This window comes from Streptomyces muensis (assembly GCF_021474425.1).
Classification (GTDB): Bacteria; Actinomycetota; Actinomycetes; order Streptomycetales; family Streptomycetaceae; genus Streptomyces; species Streptomyces muensis.
The window spans coordinates 1-3631 of sequence record NZ_JAKEIP010000352.1 but is presented as its reverse complement, the minus strand read 5'-3'; the positions used below and the strand labels follow the sequence as shown (position 1 = coordinate 3631).

General features: G+C 72.7%; 5 protein-coding genes. 2 read left to right on the top strand and 3 right to left on the bottom strand.

The features are described from left to right. Positions 1-150: 150 nt before the first annotated feature. The 3 genes from L0P92_RS40520 to L0P92_RS40510 all read right to left on the bottom strand — a co-directional run bounded on the left by L0P92_RS40520 (position 151) and on the right by L0P92_RS40510 (position 2344). Positions 151-396 (bottom strand): chaplin, encoded by a 246-nt coding sequence (locus L0P92_RS40520; protein WP_234768143.1) that lies wholly within the window; start codon positions 394-396, stop codon positions 151-153. A 168-nt stretch (positions 397-564) separates the two neighbouring features. Continuing rightward, positions 565-1206, bottom strand: a complete 642-nt coding sequence (locus L0P92_RS40515) for a response regulator (RefSeq protein WP_234768142.1) — start codon at positions 1204-1206, stop codon at positions 565-567. Next, positions 1199-2344, bottom strand: coding sequence for a GAF domain-containing sensor histidine kinase (locus L0P92_RS40510; protein WP_234768141.1), 1146 nt, complete (start codon positions 2342-2344; stop codon positions 1199-1201). Before L0P92_RS40510 ends, L0P92_RS40515 begins: the two co-directional genes overlap by 8 nt. A 241-nt stretch (positions 2345-2585) precedes the next feature. Between L0P92_RS40510 and L0P92_RS40505 the strand changes: the two genes are divergently transcribed. Then, positions 2586-3284, top strand: coding sequence for an SDR family NAD(P)-dependent oxidoreductase (locus tag L0P92_RS40505; RefSeq protein WP_234768140.1), 699 nt, complete (start codon positions 2586-2588; stop codon positions 3282-3284). Beyond that, on the top strand, positions 3281-3631 hold a 351-nt coding region (locus L0P92_RS40500), incomplete at its 3' end, for an S-adenosylmethionine:tRNA ribosyltransferase-isomerase (RefSeq protein ID WP_234768139.1). The genes L0P92_RS40505 and L0P92_RS40500, both read left to right, overlap by 4 nt.

Genomic DNA, 3631 nt, shown 5'->3' with positions numbered 1-3631 from the left:
CCCCGTGTCGGCCTGGACGGCCTCGTCCTCAAACGCCGGACGGGCTGGATGGTGACGGACGGCTGGATGGGTGCGGGACAGGCCCGACAGACAGACCGGCCTCCCGGGTAGCCGGGAGGCCGGAGGTCACTGCTCGCTTCGGGGTGGGCGTCAGCGGTTGACGGCCAGGTTGTCGAAGGCCGGGTTGAGGACGCCCACGACGTTCAGGGTGTTGCCCGAGACGTTGGCCGGGATGTGGATCGGGGCCTGGACGAGGTTGCCCGAGACTACGCCCGGGGAGCCCACGGCCTTGCCGTCGGCGTGGGCGCCGTCGGTGGCGGAGGCCATTCCGGCACCGGCGGCCATGAGGCCACCGGCCACCATCGTCACAGCCACGGCCTTCTTCAGGTTCTTCACTTTCAAGCCCTCCTTGCGATTGCCGCGGCAGTCGCCGCAGCACGCATTGGAAAACGGCGGAGATCCACGAAGGATGCGCCATCCGGGGGACATTCCCACGACGGTATGAATCTCAGTCCGGAGCGGAACCCTCCGTATTGCCGTCCGTCATGCCCTGCGGAGAGCGTTTCAGCCGGTCACGCCGTGGCGTACGGCCCACAGGGCGGCTTGGGTGCGGTCTGCCAGGTCGAGCTTCATCAGGATGTTCGAGACGTGTGTCTTGACGGTCTTCTCCGAGAGCACCAGGGCCCTGGCTATCTCGCGGTTCGAGCGGCCGTCCGCGATCAGGCCGAGGACCTCGCGTTCGCGCTCCGTCAGGGAGCCGGCTCTGCCCTGCCCGGAGTTGGCCTCCTCCTGGGACAACAGGGCGCCCGCGACCTCGGGTTGGAGCAGGATGTGGCCGGCGTGGACGGAGCGGATGGCGCCGGCGAGGGCGTCGGGGTCCACGTCCTTGTAGACGTACCCGGCGGCGCCCGCGCGCAGGGCCGGGATCACCGTGCGCTGCTCGGTGAAGCTGGTGACGATCAGCACGCGCGCGGGGTTGTCGAGTTCGCGGAGTCTGCGCAGGGCGTCGACGCCGTCCATGCCCGGCATCTTGACGTCCATCAGCACGACGTCCGGCTTGAGTTCCTCGGCGCGGGCCACTCCCTCGGCGCCGTCGGCGGCCTCGCCCACGACCTGGATGTCGTCCTGCACTTCGAGGAAGGTGCGCAGGCCCCGGCGGACGACCTGGTGGTCGTCGACGAGCAGCACCTTGATTGCGTCACCCACCGGGGACCTCCATCTCGATCGTGGTGCCCTTGCCGGGCGCCGATTCCACGGCGAGCGTGCCGCCGACCCCACTCGAACGGTCCCGCATGGAGACCAGGCCGAGGTGGCGTCCGGCTCGGCGTATCGCCTTCGGGTCGAAGCCGCTGCCGTTGTCCGTGACCCGTAGGACCGCTCCGCTGCCGCGCCGGTCCAGGGTCACCTCGACGTGCTCGGCTCCGGAGTGGCGCAGGGCGTTGTGCAGGGCCTCCTGGGCGACGCGCAGCACGGCCTCCTCCTGGGCGGCGGGCAGGGCCTTCACGCCGCGGCCGGCGAAGGTCACGCGCGCGGTGTGGGCGCGGTCGAGGACCTGGATCTGGGTGCGCAGGGTGGCTACGAGGCCGTCCTCGTCGAGGGCCGCGGGGCGCAACTCGACGACCGCGGCGCGCAGTTCGTCGGCGGCTTCCGCGGCGAGCGCGGCCACCTGGTGCAGCTCGCCCTTGGCGCGGGACGGGTCGCGGTCGATCAGGGCGGCGGCCGCCTGGGCCGTCAGGCGCAGGGAGAACAGCTTCTGGCTGACCGCGTCGTGCAGTTCGTGGGCCAGGCGTGAGCGTTCCTCGGCGATGGTCAGTTCGCGGCTGCGTTCGTAGAGGCGGGCGTTGGTGAGGGCGATGGCGGCGTGCTGGGCGAGGATCCCCAACAGTTCCTCGTCCTCCTCCGTGAAGCCGCAACTTCCCTCCGGCTTCGGGCAGTTCTTGTTGGCGAGGAACAAGGCGCCGATGACCTCGTCGCCGTCGCGGATGGGCAGGCCCAGGAAGTCGGACATGTCGGGGTGTGCCGACGGCCAGCCCTCGAAGCGGGGGTCCTTGCGGACGTCGGCGAGGCGCTCGACCTTGGCCTCCTGGAGCATCGCGGCGAGGATGCCGTGCTGGCGCGGGAGCGGGCCGATCGCCTTCCACTGGTCGTCGCTGACGCCGTCGACCACGAACTGGGCGAAGCCGCCGTGGTCGTCCGGGACGCCGAGTGCGGCGTACTGCGCGTCGAGCAGCTCGCGGGCCGAGGCGACGATCGTCTTGAGGACGTCGCGCACCTCTAGATGCCTGCTCATGGCCAGCAGCGCGGAGCTCACCGCTGCGAGGCCGGACCTGGGGCCTTGACTCATGCCCTCACGGTACCGGCGGGGTGTGACAGCCGGATCGGACCTGTGGCGGCGGCCGGCTGGGGCGCGGGACCTAGGCCTGTGGTCGCAGGTTCGGCGGCGTAGGGCGAAAGGCCCCCGGTGCGCGGCTTAGGACGAAGGGCCCCGCGGCTTTGCGGCCCGCGTCCGAGGCGGGGCGGGCGGCGGCGTTCCTACGTTGAGGGCACCGCCGATCGAGGCGGCCGGAGACGAGGGGACGGTTGCCATGCCGGTAGCGATCATCACGGGGGCCTCCAAGGGGCTGGGGCGGGCGCTCGCCGAGGCGCTGGCCGCGCGCGGCTGGGATCTGGTGCTCGACGCCAGGACGGCGGACGTCCTCCAGGAGACGGTGGCCGGGCTTCGTGGGTACGGCACGCGCGTGACGGCGGTGCCGGGGGACGTCACGGATGCCGGGCACCGGTCCGAGCTGGTGGCGGCGGCCCGGCGGCTCGGCGGCGTCGATCTGCTGGTCAGCAACGCCAGCGCGCTGGGCGCGGAGCCGCTCGTACGGCTGGACGCGCTGCCGCTGGAGGGGCTGCGGTGGGCGCTGGAGGTGAACGTGGTGGCCGCGCTGGGCCTTGTGCAGGAGGCGCTTCCGCTGCTGCGGGCGTCCGAGGCGGGCGCGGTGATCACGGTCAGCTCGGACGCGGCCGCGGAGGCGTACGAGACGTGGGGCGGGTACGGGGCGTCGAAGGCGGCCCTGGACCATGTCGCGGCGGTGCTCGGCGAGGAGGAGCCGGGGCTGCGGGTGTGGGCGGTGGACCCCGGGGACATGGCCACGGACCTGTATGCGGCGGCCGTACCGGACGACGACGATCCGCGGCCGGCGCCGGCCAGTGTGGTGCCGGCGTTCCTGCGGCTGCTGGACGAGCGTCCGGCGAGCGGCCGCTATGGGGCTCCGGCTCTGTTGGAGGGGTGGCGGTGACGCTCGCCGTGCGGGTGCCGGAGGAGCTGTCGGCGCGCGTTCCCGCCGAGCAGCGTGGGCCGGGGCTGGACCGTGATGCCGTACGGCTGCTGGTGTCGCGGGGCACCGAGGTGTCGCACCACGCGTTCGGGGAGCTGCCGCGGCTGCTGCGGGCCGGGGATCTGCTGGTGGTCAACACCTCGCAGACGCTGCCCGCCGCAGTGGACGGGTGGGTCGGGCACGCGCGCGTGGTGGTGCACTTCTCCACGCGCGGGGACGACGGGCGGTGGGCGGTGGAACTGCGGGATCCCGACGGGCGGGGCACCACGCGCGCGCGTACGGGCGGGCCCGCGGGGACTGAGGTGCGG

Bases quoted from the DNA above. Each gene is read 5' to 3' on its own strand.
- L0P92_RS40510 (WP_234768141.1), bottom strand. From the start codon at position 2,344: ATGAGTCAAGGCCCCAGGTCCGGCCTCGCAGCGGTGAGCTCCGCGCTG.
- L0P92_RS40505 (WP_234768140.1), top strand. From the start codon at position 2,586: ATGCCGGTAGCGATCATCACGGGGGCCTCCAAGGGGCTGGGGCGGGCG.